13 protein-coding genes and 3 pseudogenes are annotated in these 15,203 nt (G+C 70.9%); 7 read left to right on the top strand and 9 right to left on the bottom strand.

Going from position 1 to position 15,203, the window contains the following annotated elements; all coding sequences use genetic code 11:
• From ACXKR8_RS37560 to ACXKR8_RS37550, 3 genes are all read right to left on the bottom strand, one after another.
• A complete protein-coding gene (locus tag ACXKR8_RS37560; RefSeq protein ID WP_458269016.1) occupies window positions 1–549 on the bottom strand; it encodes an ester cyclase in 549 nt (182 codons plus the stop codon).
• 63 nt (window positions 550–612) lie between these two features.
• Window positions 613–1,476 (bottom strand): cupin domain-containing protein, encoded by an 864-nt coding sequence (locus ACXKR8_RS37555; protein ID WP_458269015.1) that lies wholly within the window; start codon window positions 1,474–1,476, stop codon window positions 613–615.
• A complete protein-coding gene (locus ACXKR8_RS37550; RefSeq protein WP_458269014.1) occupies window positions 1,469–1,828 on the bottom strand; it encodes an antibiotic biosynthesis monooxygenase family protein in 360 nt (119 codons plus the stop codon). The genes ACXKR8_RS37555 and ACXKR8_RS37550 overlap by 8 nt, the downstream gene beginning before the upstream one ends.
• 311 nt (window positions 1,829–2,139) lie before the next feature.
• Here ACXKR8_RS37550 and ACXKR8_RS37545 point away from each other — a divergent pair, with 311 nt between their 5' ends.
• The 6 genes and pseudogenes from ACXKR8_RS37545 (at window position 2,140) to ACXKR8_RS37520 (ending at window position 8,681) form a co-directional block, all read left to right on the top strand.
• The gene (locus ACXKR8_RS37545; RefSeq protein WP_458269013.1) at window positions 2,140–3,222 is read left to right on the top strand and encodes an LLM class flavin-dependent oxidoreductase; all 1,083 of its coding nucleotides are present in this window, start codon (window positions 2,140–2,142) and stop codon (window positions 3,220–3,222) included.
• Complete coding sequence (locus ACXKR8_RS37540) at window positions 3,222–3,758, top strand: DoxX family protein (RefSeq protein ID WP_458269012.1); 537 nt, start codon at window positions 3,222–3,224, stop codon at window positions 3,756–3,758. The genes ACXKR8_RS37545 and ACXKR8_RS37540 overlap by 1 nt, the downstream gene beginning before the upstream one ends.
• Window positions 3,759–4,028: 270 nt before the next feature.
• Window positions 4,029–5,426: an FAD-binding oxidoreductase gene (locus ACXKR8_RS37535; RefSeq protein WP_458269011.1), complete on the top strand. Its 1,398-nt coding sequence runs from the start codon at window positions 4,029–4,031 to the stop codon at window positions 5,424–5,426.
• 76 nt (window positions 5,427–5,502) lie between these two features.
• Window positions 5,503–6,687: pseudogene (locus tag ACXKR8_RS37530) on the top strand (MFS transporter); the annotation flags it as partial.
• A 418-nt stretch (window positions 6,688–7,105) separates the two neighbouring features.
• The gene (locus tag ACXKR8_RS37525; protein WP_458269009.1) at window positions 7,106–8,128 is read left to right on the top strand and encodes a prolyl oligopeptidase family serine peptidase; all 1,023 of its coding nucleotides are present in this window, start codon (window positions 7,106–7,108) and stop codon (window positions 8,126–8,128) included.
• Window positions 8,129–8,132: 4 nt separating this feature from the next.
• Window positions 8,133–8,681 carry a YceI family protein gene (locus ACXKR8_RS37520; protein ID WP_458269008.1) on the top strand — a complete coding sequence of 183 codons (549 nt, stop codon included), beginning with the start codon at window positions 8,133–8,135 and terminating at the stop codon, window positions 8,679–8,681.
• A gap of 18 nt (window positions 8,682–8,699) precedes the next feature.
• On the opposite strand, the gene ACXKR8_RS37515 is transcribed toward ACXKR8_RS37520, so the two are convergent.
• The 6 genes and pseudogenes from ACXKR8_RS37515 to ACXKR8_RS37490 form a co-directional block, all read right to left on the bottom strand.
• Window positions 8,700–9,986, bottom strand: coding sequence for an MFS transporter (locus tag ACXKR8_RS37515; RefSeq protein ID WP_458269007.1), 1,287 nt, complete (start codon window positions 9,984–9,986; stop codon window positions 8,700–8,702).
• Between the two features lie 39 nt (window positions 9,987–10,025).
• Complete coding sequence (locus ACXKR8_RS37510; protein WP_458269006.1) at window positions 10,026–10,412, bottom strand: hypothetical protein; 387 nt, start codon at window positions 10,410–10,412, stop codon at window positions 10,026–10,028.
• 6 nt (window positions 10,413–10,418) lie between these two features.
• Window positions 10,419–11,084 (bottom strand): QcrA and Rieske domain-containing protein, encoded by a 666-nt coding sequence (locus tag ACXKR8_RS37505; protein ID WP_458269005.1) that lies wholly within the window; start codon window positions 11,082–11,084, stop codon window positions 10,419–10,421.
• The gene (locus tag ACXKR8_RS37500; protein ID WP_458269004.1) at window positions 11,081–11,707 is read right to left on the bottom strand and encodes a 4Fe-4S dicluster domain-containing protein; all 627 of its coding nucleotides are present in this window, start codon (window positions 11,705–11,707) and stop codon (window positions 11,081–11,083) included. The genes ACXKR8_RS37505 and ACXKR8_RS37500 overlap by 4 nt, the downstream gene beginning before the upstream one ends.
• 7 nt (window positions 11,708–11,714) lie before the next feature.
• Window positions 11,715–14,043, bottom strand: a pseudogene (locus tag ACXKR8_RS37495) (molybdopterin oxidoreductase family protein).
• A 10-nt stretch (window positions 14,044–14,053) separates the two neighbouring features.
• Window positions 14,054–15,080 (bottom strand): annotated as a pseudogene (locus ACXKR8_RS37490) (MFS transporter).
• Between ACXKR8_RS37490 and ACXKR8_RS37485 the strand changes: the two are divergent.
• Window positions 14,971–15,201, top strand: a complete 231-nt coding sequence (locus tag ACXKR8_RS37485; protein ID WP_462100763.1) for a hypothetical protein — start codon at window positions 14,971–14,973, stop codon at window positions 15,199–15,201. The pseudogene ACXKR8_RS37490 and the gene ACXKR8_RS37485 overlap by 110 nt on opposite strands.
• Window positions 15,202–15,203 lie beyond the last annotated feature (2 nt).

Here is a 15,203-nt window from a genome sequence, read left to right as displayed (position 1 = left end):
TCAGTGCTCCTTCGTGCTGTGGTCGGGCGCGTCGTGCTCGGCGTCTTTGGCGTCTTCGGTGTCCGGGTTCTCGGCGTCCCCGGCGTCCGGCTGCGGCCAGAGGCCCAGCTGCCGGACCAGGGCCAACTCGTCGACGAAGAACCAGGCTTCGGAGATGAGGCCGTCCTGGATCCGCCACTGCCCGAGTTCGAGGACCTCGACGCTGCGGCCGGTGGCGGGGATGCCGTAGAGCTCGCCGCGGTGGGTGCCCTTGATCAGCCAGGTCGCCCACACCCGGTCGCCGTGGGCGATGATCTCAAGGATCTCGTCCACCCGGTCCGGTATCGAGCGCGCGTCATAGTTCGGACCGTCGCCGACCTTGACCTCGGCGAGATTGGCCATGCCCATCCGGCCCGGCTTGAAGTTCTCGACCGTGTACTTGCTGCGTTCCGAGAACGGCAGCGCACGGAACATCAGCACCAGTTCGATATTGGCGCGTTCCTGCGGCGTCAGCGACGGGTCGCCGAGGGCCCGCTCGGTGCCTGTGGGAGGGGTCTCACTGGTTGTCATGGCGGCTCCTGTCGTGGTGTGTTGCTCGCTTCACAGCTTTCCCAAGGGGTCAGGGCGGCGGCGTCAGTCGCCCAGGTGCAGCAGCAGCGCCCGGCTGCCCGCGACCAGGGCCCGCGCCCGCGTCACGCCCGTCGCACCTGGTGCGCCCGCCGCCCCAGCTACGCCCCCCGCGCCCGCTACGCCCGGAAGCGCGAGGTACTCGCCCGCGCCGACCTCCAGCTCACCGCCGGGAAGGTCGAAGCGGTAGCGCCCGGCGAGGACGTAGACCGCGGTCGCCGAGGCCCCCGGCGTCCATTCGATCCCGGCCGAGTCGCCGTCGCGCAGCCGGATCCGCAGCTCGGTGCCGGTCGCCGCCGAGTCCGCCAGGGTCAGCGACCGGGGTGCGGCGGCGTCCGCCGCTCCCCCGGGCCTGACCAGGGCAGCGGGCCCGGCTCCCGCGTCATCGTGCACGTCGCTGTGCAGCAGCCGGGTGTCGGCCCGCGCGTTGACCTCGCCCCAGAGCGGGCCGGGTTCCCCCGGGGTTCCGAAGACCTCCGGCATCTGCCGGAACACCTCCTCGAAGCCCGCCGGAGCGAACAGGACCAGCGCCGCCGCCTGTCCCTCCAGCACCTCGAACTGGTGCGACGCACCCCGCGGGACCAGCAGGAATCCGCCCGGGCCCAGCTCGTGCGAGGTCCCGCTCACGGTCAGCCGGTACGCGCCGTCCTGGACGTAGAAGCACTCCACCGACCCGTCGTGGGCATGCGGCGGGACGCCGGCGCCCTTGGGACTCTCGGCCTCGGTCAGGCTGAAGGCGCCGCCGGTGCCGAGAGCACCATCAGCCCCGGCCGCGTCCGCGAGGACCCGGAAGGAGTGCCCCGGCACCACGGCGGGACGCAGGTCGCGCGCGGCGACCACCCGTCCCCCCGCCCCGGGCAGGTCAGTCATCGGCGGAGGCCTCGACGGAGGAGCCGACGGAAGCCTCGACGGAAGCGGCCGCGTGGGTCTCCTGCTCGACGGTGTAGAGCGAGGGGAGGGCGGGGAACTCCAGCCACTCCGGCTGGGACTGCATCCGGCGGAACTCCCCGTCGTGGGCGGCGTCGAACTGCTCCGCCGAATCCCAGCCGGCCACATTGACGTAGCGCAGGCGGGTGTGGGGGTCGAGCGAGAGGTGCAGCTTGCGCCAGCGGAAGCCGGGCTTGGCGCACATGTAGTCGTCGATCTGCGACCACAGGGCCAGGAACTCCTTCTCCCGTCCGAGCGGTACCTCAAAACAGTTGATGAAGACGATGTCTGCCATCTGTGGGGGCTCCTTGTTCTCGCATCGTCGCGTGCTGCCTGGTTGATGCAACCGATTTAACGATGATGGTCAGCGGCTCCAGTACTGTCAAGGGAGAACGCAGCGTCCGCGTGCCGCTCGACCCTCTCCGCAGCACCCGGCGAGCATGTGCCGCAGCTGTGTCGCGCTGCAAGCTTTCAGCAGCTCCAGACCTTCCGTACGGGTCCGGAACGGAGCCTTTCCGGGCTTCCGTCAGAAGCATTGACCGTCCAGAAGGTGCGTGGTAAATCTCAATGCAACCGATTTAACAGATCCTCGAAGGAGCACCTGCCATGCGGTTCTCGATCTATCTGAACCCGCAGACCCGTGGAGCCGAGGAGGACGTGCCGATCATCGAGCACACCGTCGCCCAGGCCGTCCGCGCCACCGAGGCCGGTGTCCAGGGCATCGCCCTCACCGAGCACCACTTCTCCGGCTACAACACCTACGGCAACAACTTCATGCTGGCCGCCCACCTCAGTTCCCAGGTGCCGGACGGCACCATGTTCCTGATGGCCGTCGCGGTCCCCACGCTGCACAACCCGATGCGGCTGGCGCAGAGCTGCAACCTGCTCGACATCATCACCCGCGGCAACCTCATCGTCGGCTTCGCGGCCGGTGGCTCCCCGGTCGAGTACGCCGGCCTGGGCCGGGACCCCTCGGTGCGGCACGAGCAGATGCTGCACAACCTGGAGGTCATGGAACGGGCCCTGGACAAGAAGCCGGAGGACCCGGACTACGAGTGGTCCACCGCCTTCGAGCACGGCTCGCTGCGCACCCGGATCATGCCCGCCGCCTACCACGCCTCGCGCCCGAAGTTCGCGCGGGCGACCCAGAACGACGAGGGCGTGCTGTGGACCGGCCGCAAGGGCTGGTACCTGTTCACCGCCCGGGAGACAGTGGACGTGATCGGCCCCCGGATCAAGCTCTACACCGACGCGCTCGCCGAGGCCGGGCACGACGAGGCCTTCATCGAGGAGCGCCTGGACTGGAGCCTGGTGCAGAAGCAGGTCATCGTCGGGGAGACCGACGAGGAAGCGGTCGCCTTCGCCCGGGCCCGGATGGAGGAGATGGGCGCGCACCAGAAGAAGAACTTCGCCATGACCGGTGACATCAAGGACAGCGCCCACCTGAAGAGCGTGGTCGGCGTCTCCCCGCAGAACCCGGACGAGTTCCTGCAGCGCGCGATGATCGTCGGCAGCCCCTCCACCGTCGCCGAGAAGATCAACGCCTTTGCCGAGGCCGGGGTCCGGCACATGTCGCTGCTGTTCAACTTCGGCTTCATGACCGAGGCGGAGTCCGGCCGCTCGCTGGACCTCTTCCTGGACGAGGTGCTGCCGAAGTTCAGCCCGGCGGCGCGCCCCTCGAGCGACTGATGGGCGCCGCCGACTACGGCCTGCTGATCCTGCGGCTCACCCTGTTCGTGATCATGGCCTTCCACGGCACCCAGAAGCTCTTCGGCTGGTGGGACGGCGGCGGCCTGGACCGGGCCGAGAAGTTCTTCGCCTCGCAGGGCTTCCGTCCGCCACGGCTGATGGCACTGATCGCCGGCGCCACCGAGACCGCCGGCGCGGTGCTGACGGCCACCGGCGCGCTCAGCGTGCTGGCCACGGTGATGCTCACCGGGGTCCTCGCCAATGTCACCGCACTGCACCTGCGCAACGGCCTGGACGGCCGCAAGCACGGCTTCGAGTTCGAGCTGATGCTGCTGGCCGGGGTGGCCGCGATCGGTTTCTGCGGACCCGGCGCGCTGAGCGTGGACCACTGGCTCGACCTGCCGCGGGGCGCCCCCTGGGGGCCGCTGGCGGTGGCCGCGGGAGTACTGGCCGGCCTGGTCGTGGTCGCCACCCGCAGCCGCGGGAACGCCGACGCGCCCGCCCCCGCGCCGGCCCCGGCCGTACCCGGCCGCTGAGCGTCTGTCGGCGCGGCGGGCCAGCACCTGAGCAAAGGGTTGCATCACCCTGCCCGCACCGGAAAAAGCGCCACGGGCTGGTCTTCAGCAGCTTCGAATGAACTGGTCCGGCACATGTCTTGACTGAGTAGCGGGCCGGAAGCAAACTCTCTGCAACCGGTTTAACGCCGTCGCGCTGACAGCCCTCGCGCCACGATCTGCACACCCGGCCCTCCGCCAAGCGTCATCCGGCCCTCCGCCAAGCATCACGAACAGGAGCGTACGTCTCCCATGGACATCCCCCAGCCCGGCAGCAGGATCCTCGCCTCGCTCGACGGCACTTTCGAAGGCGAAGCGGTTCTGCCCACGGACCCCGGCTACGACCAGGCGCGCCGCGTCTGGAACGCCACGGTCGACAAGCGCCCCGCCCTCATCGCCCACTGCCGGTCCACCGCCGACGTCGCCGCGGTGGTCCGCGCGGCGCGGGCGGCGAACGTCCCGCTCTCGGTACGCGGCGGCGGCCACCAGGTGGCCGGCCTCTCCGTGTGCGACGACGGCGTCGTGGTGGACCTCTCCCGGCTGCGCTCGGTCACCTTCGCCGAGGACGGGACGAGCGTCCGCGCCGGCGGCGGCTGTCTGCTGGCGGACGTCGACAGCAAGGCCGCCGAGCGCGGCCGCATCGTCCCGGCCGGTGTGGTCTCGCACACCGGCCTCGGCGGTCTCGCGCTGGGCGGCGGATTCGGCTGGACCTTCCGCAACTTCGGGCTGACCTGCGACAACATCACCGGCGCCGAGGTCGTCACCGCGGACGGCAGCATCGTTCGGGCCGGCGAGGAGGAGGGCGAGGACGCGGAGCTGCTGTGGGCGCTGCGCGGCGGGGGCGGCAACTTCGGCGTCGTCACCGAGTTCACCCTGCGGACCCACCCGGTGAGCGACGTCCTGTTCGGCCAGGCGGCCTTCCTGCTGGAGGACCTGCCCCGGGCGGTGGCGCACTACGTGTCCACCATGGAGGCCGCGTCCGACGCGCTGAGCGCCATCTGCATCACCTGCCTGGCTCCGCCGATGCCCGGCATGCCGCCGGAGCTGGTCGGCCGACCGGTGGTGATGGTCAACGCGGTGTGGTCCGGCGACCTGGCCCAGGGCGCCGCACCGATGGATCAACTGATCAAGCAGAGCTCGCCGGTGATGAGCTTCGTGGCCCGGATGCCGTACGTCGCCGTGCAGTCCATGCAGGACGACCTGCATCCGCACGGCCGGTCCAACTACAACAAGTCCCGCTACCTCGACCGGGTGGACGACACCGCGATCAAGGCCCTGCTGGAGGCCGGGGGCCGACTGCCCGGACGGCACGCGCAGATCGAGGTGCTCCGGCTGGGCGGCGCGGCCAGCCGGGTTCCGGTGGACGCGACCGCGTTCGCGCACCGCGGTGCCGCGTACATCCTCAACGTCGTCGCGGCCTGGACCGAGCCGGAGGAGGCCGAGACCCAGATCGGCTGGGCCCGGGACACCTACGCCGGGATGGACAGCGTCGGCTCCGACGCCGGCTACATCAACTTCCTCGACACCGAACCGGACCGGGTCCGCAGCGTCTACCCGCCGGAGACCTACGCGCGGCTGCAGCGGATCAAGCACCGGCTCGACCCCGAGCGGGTGTTCCGCGGCAACGTCCCGATCGAGCCGGCGCCGTAACCACGACCCCACCCCGCACGAGCACACCGCAGGAGCACCCCCACCCCAGTTCTCCACCACCACCTTTGGATGCGGCATGACTCAGACCACGACTCCACCCGTCACCACCAGAACCCTGCCCATGAGCACCCTGATCGCCTGCTGCCTGGCGATCTGCATCGCCCAGACCGCACTGGCGATCCCGGCCACCCTCAACGGCCTGCTGCAGACCTCACTGCACACCACCGGGTCCCAGCTGACCTGGATCTCCGACGCCACCCTGCTGCCCGTCGCCGTCCTCGAACTCACCTTCGGGGTGCTCGGGGACCTGTTCGGACGCAAGCGCCTCCTCGTCGGCGGCGCCCTGCTGCTGGCCCTGGGCGAGGCCCTGTCAGCCGGCGCGGGCAGCGTGCACTACCTGTGGGCCGGCCAGGCCCTGGCCGGTGTCGGCGCGGCCGGCATCCTGCCCAGTTCGCTCGCCATGATCGCCGTCGGCACCCACACGCCCAAGCAGCGCGCCACCGCGATCGCGGCCTGGTCCGCCTGCCTGGCCGCCGGCGGCTTCGTCGCCCCGATGCTCGGTGGCATCACCGGCAACTACGGTTCCTGGCGCTGGGCGTTCGTCATCCTCGCCCTGCTGGCCGTGATCAGCGGGGCGGTGGGTCTGATCGCCCACGACTCCAAGGCGCCGCAGGGCCGCTCTCTCGACATTCCGGGCCAACTCACCATCGCCATCGGCCTGTTCGCCCTGCTCTACGGCATCATTCAGGGACCCACCGACGGCTGGGGAGCCGCCCCCGTCGTCACCGCCTTCCTGATCGCAGCGGTCTTCCTGAGCCTGTTCGTGATCGCCGAACTGCGCTCCCCGGCACCGCTGCTGCAGTTGGACCTGTTCAAGAACCGGCTGTTCAGCGTCGCCGCCATCGTCGCGGTGATCGGCATATTCAGCTTCATCGGCACCTGCTACGCCCTCAGCATCCGGCTCGGCCCGATCCAGCACCAGAGCCCGCTGCGGATCGCGGTGGCCTTCCTGTTCACCAACGGGCCCACGCTGGTGCTGGCCCCGGTGACCGCCAAGCTGCTGCACCGGGTCTCCGCGCGCTGGCTGCTGAGCGGCGGCTTCCTGCTGATCGCCATCGGCGACGTGCTGCTCTCCCGGCTCCCGATCACCGACCTGGGGCTGCCCTCGCTGATCGCGCCGCTGATCCTGATCGGGATCGGCTTCACCCTCGCGGTCTCCTCCATCACCGCGACCGCCGTCAACACCGTGCCGATCCGGCTGGCCGGGATGGCCAGTGGCACCACCAGCCAGCTGCGCGACTTCGGCGCGGCCATCGGTCCCGCCCTGATCGGGGCGATCGCGCTGAGCCGAGCCTCCACCGGGTTCAACTCCGCCCTGGCCGGCTCTCCGCTGCCGATGGGCGTCAAGGCGGCAGCGGGTCAGATCGCGACGGCCGGGGGGCCGCTCGCGGTCAACTCGCTCCCGCCGCAGTCGCCTCCCGGCGCCGCAGCGCCGCTGGCCCTGCACGCCCTCGGCGACGGCTACTCGGCCGGATTCCTGCTCTGCGCCGGCGCCGCGCTTGCTGTCCTGCCTGCTGGCCGGTCTGGTCCTGCACGGTCGCCACGCCGACCTCCCGGCCACCGAGCCGGAGTTCGACGCACTCGCCGCACCCGCGACCGCCTGACCTCCGAGGAGAGCCATGACCGAGCCCAACGCCGACGCGGCGCCCACCGCCCTCCCGGATCCTGCCCTTCCGGATCCTGCCCCCGCCGGTCCCGACCGGGCCATCGCCGAGGCGTTGGGGATCACCCTGGCCACCTCCGTGGAGCCGGGCGACACCAGTACCAGCACGGTGATCCGGCCGACCGGAGCCCAGATCCAGCTCGGGACGACCCCGGGGGTGGCCACGCACAGCGACCTCGTCTACGCGACACCGCTGTCCGCCACCGGGGAGCCGGTCGAGCTGCGGCTGGACCTCCAGATCCCCGCGACCGAGGGCGCGAAGCCCCTGGTCGTCTACCTCCCGGGCGGCGGCTTCGTCATGGCGCTCAAGGAGAACGGGCTGGACCAGCGCACCTACCTGGCCGAACAGGGCTACGCGGTGGCCTCGGTCCAGTACCGGACCATCCTCAACGGCGCCACCTACCGGGACGCGGTCGCGGACGTGAAGTCGGCGATCCGCTATCTGCGGGCCCACGCCGACCGGTACGGCATCGACCCGGAGCGGGTCGCCGTCTACGGGGAGTCGGCGGGCGGCTACCTCGCCGCGATGACCGGCACCACCAACGGACGTGAGGAGTTCGAGGTCGGCGAGCACCTGGACCGGAGCAGCCGGGTGCAGGCCGTGGTCGACAAGTTCGGGCCGTCCGACCTCGCGCAGGTCGGCATCGACTTCGACCGGGCGGCCGAGGAGTCGGACGCGGTCGCGCGGTCCAATCCGGCCGGTTACGCCGACGCGTCCACCCCGCCCTTCCTGCTGCTGCACGGCAGCGCCGACACCCTCATCCCGCCCGACCAGACCCTGCTGCTGCACCACGCCCTGCGGGCCGCCGGGGCCGACAGCACCCGGTATCTGCTGCTGGACGCCAACCACGGCGACCTGGCCTTCCTGGGCGACACCGTCTCCGGGCTCCCCTGGACCACCCAACAGGTGATGGACGACATCGTGGCGTTCCTCGGCAAGCACCTGGGCCACACCACCCTGCATCAGCGAGAGGCCTGACCCCATGACCGACCGTCCGACCACCGGCACCCCGCCCGCCACGCTGCTGACCGCACTGGAAAGCGGACACTGGACCCTGGACCCCGCGCGATCCTCGGTCGGCCTCAGAGCCAGGTCGATCTGGGGCCTGGCCACCGTCACCGGCAGTTTCGACACGGTCGGCGGCGAGGGCGAGATCGGCCCCGACCACACCGCGACCGGCAGCCTCACCGTCGACGCCGGCTCGGTCAGGACCGGCCAGGCCAGACTCGACACCCACCTCCGCAGCGCGGACTTCTTCGACGTCGAGCGCTACCCGGTCTTCGGCTTCACCGCCGACAGCGCCGTGCCCGGTCCGGACGGCACGGTGGAGATCACCGGCAGCCTCACCGTGCTGGCCAGGACCCGCCCGCTGGCCTTCACCGCCCAGGCCGTCGCGGCCGGCCCCACCGAGGTCACCCTCAGCGCCGAACTCACGATCAACCGGGAGGAGTTCGGCATGTCCTGGAACCGCGCCGGGATGATCAAGGGCCCGCCCGTGGTCATCCTGAACGTCTGCTTCGTCCACGGCTGAGCGCAGGTCGAGGGCTGCTCAGCTGCCGAAGGCGTTGGGGCTGTCCCTGCGGTCCCGGCCGCGGAGCCGGGCCGAACAGTAGACCAGTGCGGCGAAGGCGGCGTCCGAGAGCAGCATCAGACCGATCGCGTAGGAGCCGGTGCTGCCGTAGACCGAGCCCATGACCAGTGGGGGGAAGTAGCCGCCGAGGCCGCCGGCGGCGCCGACCAGGCCGGTGACCGTGCCGACCTTCTCCTTCGGGGTGACGTTGGCGACCAGGGCGAACACCGCGCCGCAGGCCAGTCCGACGCTGGCGGCCATGACCAGGAAGGCCACCGTGGACCAGGGGTTGAGGCCGGGCTGGAACGCCTGCCAGACCGCGGTGACGCCCAGCGTGCCGAAGGAGCCGATCAGCACCTTCGCCGGACCGATCCGGTCCGAGAGGCTGCCGCCCAGCGGCCGGAACAGCACCGCCACCAGGGTGAACCCGGCCGCCCTGGTGGAGGCCCCGTCCTGGCTCAGCCCGTACGCCTCCTTGAGGTAGGTGGGGAGGTAGACGCCCATGGCGACGAAGGCGCCGAAGGAGACGGCGTAGAGCAGGGACATCGGCAGGGTGGCCGGGTGCCGCAGCGCGTCGGTGAAGCGGCGGCCGAACAGCTGGTCCGGCACCTGCCGGCCCGGCGCGTCCCTGGCGACCAGCACGGCGATCAGCCCGTAGACCGCGAGCACGATCGCGACCAGGTAGAACATGGTGTTGGTGTTGTCGTACCAGCGCAGCAACCTGGCGGTGAAGAAGGAGGCGATGGCCGTGCCGCCGGTGCCGATGCCGAAGATGCCGATGGCCAGACCGCGCCGGGCGGGCGGGAACCAGGCGTTGACGTAGGGGACGCCCGCGGCGAAGAAGCTGCCGCCGATGCCGAGGAAGAAGCCGACCACCAGCAGCAGCGCATAGCTGTGGACCAGGCTCAGCGCCAGCACCGGCAGGATGGTGGCGAAGCTGATCGCCGGGACCACCAGCCGGGCCCCGAACTTGTCGGTCAGCGCGCCCACCGGAATCCGGCCCAGCGAACCGACCAGGACCGGCACGGCGACCAGGAAAGACTGCTGGAACGAGCTGAGGCCGAGCTGCTGCTTGTAGGTCGTGCCCAGGGGGCTGATCAGGCCCCAGGCCCAGAAGTTGACGGCGATGCCGACCGTCGCGACGGCGAGGTTGACCCAGGCCGCGGTGGGGATGGCGGCCTTCGTCGGCTTTGCACCGGCCGTTCCTGATCCACTGTCAGAAAGTGAGGCACTGTCAGAACCGCTGCCGGCGCGGGTGTCGGTCATCGTTCGGTCTCTCCGTGCTCGGGGTGGTGGGCGGGCGGCTCAGCGGTCGCGCGGGCCGATCCGCCAGGCGCCCAGGGCGATCAGGAACGACAGCGCCTCAAAGCCGGTGCACCACCAGGCGGTTCCGGTGCGGCCCTCCATCCAGGAGTCGACGCCGACGCTCAGCGCCCACAACTGTCCGGCCACCACGCTGAGGACGACGAACAGCCTGGCGGTGAGGATCGCCGAGCGCTCGGGCTCCTGCTCGGTCCCCGCTCCCGGCCCAGGACCGCTGTGGACCACCCGGGGATCGCCGTAGCCGCTGGTGGGCCGGATCTGCGGATAGCGCTCGGGCACCGGGCGGTTGAGGTGCGGCTGTGCGCTGCCGGGTGCGCCCCAGTTCGACGAGTAGTCAGCTGGAGACGGGGTGTCAGGCGGTTGGCTCATGGCGGATCAGTTCCCTCCAGCGGCCGGGCAGCCCCGGGTCGCGACGCCGGGACGGATCGCGCTCAGCTGCCGGCAGGCGGCGTGCCGTACGGTCTCGTCCGAGTAGGCCGTGCCCACCGCCCAGACGCTGCCGTCGGCGCGCTCCTCCAGCAGCACCTTGGGCAGGCCGCGCGGCGGCGGCCCCCCGGTGACCTCGCCGGTGCGCACGTCGAAGGAGCCCTCGTGGCACGGGCAGTACAGTTCCCCCTCCTCGCCCTTCTCCTCGCGCCAGAGGACGCCGCAGGCCAGGTGGGTGCAGATGGTGGAGTAGCCCACCACGCTGCCGTCGGCGAGCCGGACCGCCATCGCCCGGTCGTGCTCGCCCGGGTAGGCGAAGGTGACCGCCTGCCCTCGGGCCAGCTTCTCGGCCACCCGCAGCACCGGGAGGTCCGCCGCCGCGGCGTCGCCGTGCCGGTGCAGCACGCCGGCCGAGACCGCGACACTGCCGACCAGCAGGCCGCCGGAGACCGTGGTCATCACCCGGAGGTAGTCGCGGCGCGAGGTCAGCGAGTCGGTGCCGAGCCGCTCACGCAGGGCGGCGTTCTCCGCCGCGCGGCTCCGCTCCGCCTGCGCTGCCTGCTCTCTCGTCGTCGGGTCATGGGCCGTCGACTGCTCGGCCGTCGAGTCGTTCACTGCGGTCCTCCGCCGTCGCCCACATCGCGTCCGTTGATCTGCACCAGGGGAAGGGTCGGCATCCCGCCCGGGACCGGGCGGTTGCGCTTGTCGGCCGGGATGACCATGGCCACCCCGGTGGTGATCTGCACATCGCCGAACTCGAACCAGGTGGAGACGTCCACGTTGGGCCGCTCGGCCTGGAGCTCCTCCAGGGTCCCGTAGAACAGCGCGCCGGTCGGGCAGACCGTCGCGCACATCGGGGCCAGGCCGATCGAGGTGCGGTCGTAGCAGAGGTTGCACTTCATCTGCAGCTTGGCTTCGAGGTCGATCTTGGGCACCCCGAACGGGCAGGCGTTGACGCAGTTGCCGCAGCCGATGCAGCGGGTCGGGTCGGCCTCGTGGACCACCCCGTCCGGGCTGATCAGGATCGCCTCGGCCGGGCAGACCTCGGCGCAGGGCGCCACCGGGTCCTCGCAGTGCATGCACACCGTCGGCAGCGAGGCCACCGAGCTGCCCTCGTCCGGGTAGTCCAGGTGGATCATGGACTTGCCGCGGTGCGAGTCGCACTCCCGGCAGCCTGACACGCAGGCCTGGCAGCCGATGCAGCGTCCGGGGTCGATGAAGAGCGTTCGTCCCATCATCTCCGGGTCACGTCCCTTCGCCCGTGCCACGCCCCTGCGGGGAGGTGGGCGGCATCGGGTCGTCGCGGGAGGCCTGGGCCTCCGGATAGGCCGAGCGGCCCGGGGGCATCGGCGGGGCCGGGACCTCGTCCACCGCGGGGGCGGGGTCGATCCGGCAGGCGCAGACCTTGTACTCCGGGATCTTGGAGCGCGGGTCGAGCGCATCGATGGTCAGTGCGTTCGCCGAGGTCGGGAACGGCCAGTGGTAGGGGATGAAGACATGGTCGGGCCGGATCGCCTGGGTCACCAGCGCGGGCAGCACCTCGCTGCCGCGCCGGGTGGTGACCCTGACCGGGTCGCCGTTGCGGTAGCCGTGGGTGGGGTGCAGTTCCACCCAGGGACGGGGGGTCTGCTCGACCAGCGCGCCCAGCCGCCGGGTCTGGTTCCCGGAGAGGAAGTGCGCCACCGTGCGCCCGGTGGTGAGCCGCAACGGGTACTGCTCGTCGAAGGGGTCGGCCGGCGGGTGCCACTCCACGGACTGCAGATGGACCTTCTGGTCGGCGTGGTACGTCAGGCCGCCCTCGAACAACCGGGGCGTGCCGGGGTGGTCCAGGTCGGGGCAGGGCCAGGCGATGCCGCCGGTCTCCTCGAGCCGCTCATAGGTGATGCCGTAGTAGTCGTTGACCGATCCGGCGGAGGCGTGCCGCAGCTCGTCGAACACCGCCCGCGAACCGTCGAACGCGAACTTGTCCCCCACGCCGAGCCGCCGGGCGATCTCGCACATCACCCAGGTGTCGGTGCGCACCCCGGGCGCGGGCTCCTGGGCCTTGTTGTGCTTGACCACCCGGGCCTCGGCATTGGCCATCACCCCTTCGTCCTCGGCCCAGGTGGTGACCGGGAAGACCACATGGGCGTTGGCGGCGGTCTCGGAGAGGAAGAAGTCGAAACTGGGCGTGGAATTCCAGGCTGTCGTAACCGTCCTTGACCACCGCGTAGTTGGGCAGTGAGACAAAGGGGTTGTTGCAGATCCCGATCAGGCCGCGGATCTCCTCGCTCTGCATCTGCCAGACCATCTCCATCATCGAGGTCCCGGCCTGCGGCAGCTCGGTCTCCTCGATGCCCCAGAAGTCGGAGATGAACTGCCGGGCCTCGGGGTCGTTGATGGAGCGTCCGCCGGGCAGCATGTCGGACTTCTGGCCGTGCTCGCGCCCGCCCTGGCCGTTGCCCTGGCCGGTGATGGTGCCGTAGCCGGCCCCCGGCTTGCCCAGGTTCCCGGTCGCGGTGCAGAGGTTGATGACGGTCAGGCAGTTCTCCACGCCCTGGGTGTGGTGCTCGATCCCCCGGGCGTGCCAGGCCATGGCCCGACCGGCACCGGCGAACATCCGGGCCACCTCTTCGACCTGGGAGGCCGGGATGCCGCAGATCCCGGCCGCGCGCTCGGGCGGGTACTCGGCCACCTTGGCCTTCAACTCCTCCCAGCCGGTGGTGTGCTCGGCCAGGAACGCCTCGTCGGTCAGGCCCTCGCGGACCACCACGTGCAGCACCGCGTTGAAGAAGGCGGAGTCGGTGCCGGAGCGCAGCGCGACATGGATGTCGGCGGTGCGGGCGATCGCGGTCTCCCGGGGGTCGACCACGATCAGCGACGCGCCCCGGTCCCTGGCGCCCCACAGGTACTGGGTCATCACCGGGAAGCACTCGCCGACATTGGAGCCGGCGATCAGCAGGCAGTCGGTCTGCAGGATGTCGGCGAAGGGGTTGGCGGCCCGGTCGATGCCGAAGGACAGCTTGTTGGCGCCGGCCGCGCTGACCATGCACAGCCGGCCGTTGTAGTCGACATGACGGGTCTTCAGCGCCACCCGGCCGAACTTGCCGACCAGGTAGGTCTTCTCGGAGAACAGACTGGCGCCGCCCAGCAGCCCGAAGGCGTCGTTGCCGTACGCGGCCTGGATCCGGCGCACCTCGGCCACGGTGAAGTCCAGCGCCTCGTCCCAGCTCACCTCGCGCAGCGGCTCGTCCCGGCTGCGGCGCATCAGCGGGGCGGTGAGCCGGTCCGGGTGGTTCACCTGCTGGTAGGCGTTGAGGCCTTTGGGACAGAGCCGGCTGCGGTTGATGTCGTGGTTCCGCGGCTCCACTCCGAAGACCTTGCCGTGGTCGTTCACCCGCAGGTACATCCCGCACTGGACCCCGCAGAAGCAGCAGTGGGTCGGCACCAGGGTCTGCTTGACCTGGTTCGCGTGCCACTGGTCGGCCGGGATGCCGCCCGCGTCACGGAAGTTGCGGGTGCCGGGCGGAGCCACGGTGGGGTCCAGCGACACCGGCACCGGGCCGGGCCTGGAACCGCCGAAGGGGCTGCTCATGTGAATCGCCTCATTTGAATCCCCGCTTCACGTGCTGCAGATAGGCGCTGCCGCGCAGGACGCGCTTGCAGCGCGGGCAGTACTCGGCCCACTGGTCGAAGTCGAGCTTCAGATCCCGCATGGTGCCGCGCAGGTTCTCCACGTACGGGGCGGTGTCGACGGCCTCGCCGCAGCGGCGGCAGGCGAACAGCCCCTCGCCCGCGACCTGGCCGGGTTCCGCGGCCTCGGTGCGGGCGTTGTACTTGAACAGCTGCATCCCCACCGCCGCCGGCCGCTGCACGATGTGGAAGAACTTGCCGAAGGGCAGGTAGACCAGGGTGAACACGACCGAGACCATGTGCAGCACGGCCAGGAACTGGTAGCCGCCGCCGTGCAGGCAGATCTCGGAGAAGGTGAGCAGCAGGCCGGTGACCGAGATGGTGAGCAGCGCCAGCAGCGGTAGGAAGTCGTAGCCGAAGCGCTGCCCGGTGGTCGCCGCCCGGTCCCTGGTGCGCCGCCACAGGAAGTAGCCGGCACCGCCGATGACCAGCACCGCCGCCAGGTCGAGCCCGTGGTACATGGCCCAGCCGAAGAGGCTGCTGGAGCTGAACCCGAGGACCTTGAAGCCCCACACCCGCATCTCGTAGCCGGGCCCGGTGGCGCTGGAGCCGGTGAAGGTGAACCAGCCCCAGGTCAGCGGGAAGGTGATGCCCACCGCGATCAGGCAGCCCCAGAACATCGCCTGGTGCGCGATCCAGCGCTGGTGCGAACGCGCCCCGAGGAAGCGCTGGAAGCCCAGGTAGGTGGCCGCCATCCGGGGCAGCGCGGTGGGGGCGGCGGAAGTTCTGCCAGGAGAACGCGGTGCCGAGGCCCTTGCGGAACAGCCGCCAGGCGGGCCGGGCCGAGATCCAGACCAGATAGCGGTAGGTGACCCCGAAGGTGAGGAAGATGGTGGCCACGGTGTACGGGATCAGCGCGGAGTCGAAGTCCCGCAGACCCCGGCTGCCCAGCACGATGCCGACCACCAGCAGCACCGACAGGGCGGTGGCGATCAGCACCGCCCGGGTCCTGACCGTGCGGGCGGCGGCTTCGGCGTCGGTGTGCGGGCCGGACCCGGAACCCGGTCCCGGGTTCGCGTCAGGTTCGACGGCGGCTTCAATGGTCACAAATCGACCATAACC

This window comes from Streptacidiphilus sp. PAMC 29251, from assembly GCF_054208735.2.
The sequence above is the reverse complement of the archived record's forward strand: the minus strand, read 5'-3'. Positions and strand labels throughout refer to the sequence as shown.